Source organism: Kosakonia sp. S57 (genome assembly GCF_016516575.1).
Lineage (GTDB): Bacteria > Pseudomonadota > Gammaproteobacteria > Enterobacterales > Enterobacteriaceae > Kosakonia > Kosakonia cowanii.
In genome coordinates, this window is record NZ_JACVUL010000043.1 from 1 (window position 1) to 1,760 (window position 1,760).

2 tRNA genes and 2 rRNA genes are annotated in these 1,760 nt (G+C 51.2%); all 4 read right to left on the reverse strand.

The features are described from left to right. Nucleotides 1-844: ribosomal RNA gene (locus IAE48_RS23875) — 23S ribosomal RNA — on the reverse strand; the annotation flags it as partial. Between the two features lie 177 nt (nt 845-1,021). Next, nucleotides 1,022-1,097: transfer RNA gene (locus tag IAE48_RS23880), tRNA-Ala, on the reverse strand. Nucleotides 1,098-1,205: 108 nt separating this feature from the next. Continuing rightward, nucleotides 1,206-1,282 (reverse strand) — tRNA-Ile (locus IAE48_RS23885). Nucleotides 1,283-1,355: 73 nt separating this feature from the next. Next, nucleotides 1,356-1,760: ribosomal RNA gene (locus IAE48_RS23890) — 16S ribosomal RNA — on the reverse strand; the annotation flags it as partial.

The window sequence follows — 1,760 nt, forward strand, 5'->3', positions numbered from 1 at the left end:
TTCACGAGGCGCTACCTAAATAGCTTTCGGGGAGAACCAGCTATCTCCCGGTTTGATTGGCCTTTCACCCCCAGCCACAGGTCATCCGCTAATTTTTCAACATTAGTCGGTTCGGTCCTCCAGTTAGTGTTACCCAACCTTCAACCTGCCCATGGCTAGATCACCGGGTTTCGGGTCTATACCCTGCAACTTAACGCCCAGTTAAGACTCGGTTTCCCTGCGGCTCCCCTATACGGTTAACCTTGCTACAGAATATAAGTCGCTGACCCATTATACAAAAGGTACGCAGTCACCCCATAAAGAGGCTCCCACTGCTTGTACGTACACGGTTTCAGGTTCTGTTTCACTCCCCTCGCCGGGGTTCTTTTCGCCTTTCCCTCACGGTACTGGTTCACTATCGGTCAGTCAGGAGTATTTAGCCTTGGAGGATGGTCCCCCCATATTCAGACAGGATACCACGTGTCCCGCCCTACTCATCGAGCTCACAACCTGTGTGCTTTTGTGTACGGGGCTGTCACCCTGTATCGCGCGACTTTCCAGACGCTTCCACTAACACTCAGGCTGATTCAGGCTCTGGGCTGTTCCCCGTTCGCTCGCCGCTACTGGGGGAATCTCGGTTGATTTCTTTTCCTCGGGGTACTTAGATGTTTCAGTTCCCCCGGTTCGCCTCACAGCACTATGTATTCATGCTGTGATAGTGCAACGGATTGCACTGGGTTTCCCCATTCGGACATCGCCGGTTATAACGGTTCATATCACCTTACCGGCGCTTTTCGCAGATTAGCACGTCCTTCATCGCCTCTGACTGCCAGGGCATCCACCGTGTACGCTTAGTCGCTTAACCTCACAACCCGAAGATGTTTCGAGAACATCATCAGTTGCGAAAATTTGAGAGACTCACGGAACAATTCGCATTGTTCTGTGTTTCAATTTTCAGCTTGATCCAGATTTTTAAAGAGCAAAACTTCGCAGCACACACAGAATGTGTACTCTGAAGTTTTCTTGTGACGAACAGTGAGGATGGTGGAGCTATGCGGGATCGAACCGCAGACCTCCTGCGTGCAAAGCAGGCGCTCTCCCAGCTGAGCTATAGCCCCATCGTAGTTAAATCCCGTTACCGGTAATTTTTCCTGAGACAAGGCGTGAAAGGGCGAAGCATACTGAAGTATGCGAGTCGTTTCACAACGCTGTATTCAGGGAAAATTTGGTAGGCCTGAGTGGACTTGAACCACCGACCTCACCCTTATCAGGGGTGCGCTCTAACCACCTGAGCTACAAGCCTGCAGAGATTTTCACTGCTCGTTATTTTTCATCAGACAATCTGTGTGGACACTGCAGGGAAAGGTTCTTTAAGGTAAGGAGGTGATCCAACCGCAGGTTCCCCTACGGTTACCTTGTTACGACTTCACCCCAGTCATGAATCACAAAGTGGTAAGCGCCCTCCCGAAGGTTAAGCTACCTACTTCTTTTGCAACCCACTCCCATGGTGTGACGGGCGGTGTGTACAAGGCCCGGGAACGTATTCACCGTGACATTCTGATTCACGATTACTAGCGATTCCGACTTCATGGAGTCGAGTTGCAGACTCCAATCCGGACTACGACGCACTTTATGAGGTCCGCTTGCTCTCGCGAGTTTGCTTCTCTTTGTATGCGCCATTGTAGCACGTGTGTAGCCCTGGTCGTAAGGGCCATGATGACTTGACGTCATCCCCACCTTCCTCCAGTTTATCACTGGCAGTCTCCTTTGAGTTCCCGGCC